This window comes from Pseudomonas sp. AC463, from assembly GCF_979253585.1.
Genome location: NZ_CEEDDZ010000373.1, coordinates 1 through 313, shown reverse-complemented (window position 1 = coordinate 313; position 313 = coordinate 1). Strand labels below are relative to the sequence as shown.

Sequence of the window (313 nt, the reverse complement as noted above, 5' to 3'; positions counted from 1 at the left end):
CGCCCAGCCCGACCGCGTCCTTCGCGGTGTAATAGGGGTGGAACGGAACGGTGTCCTGCTCGCCCTTCACGTCGACGCCGGTCGGGTTGTTCGAACCCGGAATGTGCAGCGCCCAGATGTGCAGGATGATGACGCCCGCGGTCACGAACGGCAGCAGATAGTGGAGCGAGAAGAAGCGGTTCAGCGCGGCGTTGTCCGGCGCATAGCCGCCCAGCAGCCAGATGCGGATCGTCTCGCCGACCAGCGGAATAGCCGAGAAGAAGCCGGTGATGACCTGCGCGCCCCAGAACGACATCTGACCCCAGGGAAGAAC

1 protein-coding gene is annotated in these 313 nt (G+C 64.9%); it reads right to left on the bottom strand.

The genetic code is table 11. From position 1 onward, the window contains the following. The coding region (locus AC0IYH_RS30590; protein ID WP_471837912.1) for a cytochrome b N-terminal domain-containing protein at window positions 1-295 on the bottom strand (295 nt) is incomplete at its 3' end. Window positions 296-313 lie beyond the last annotated feature (18 nt).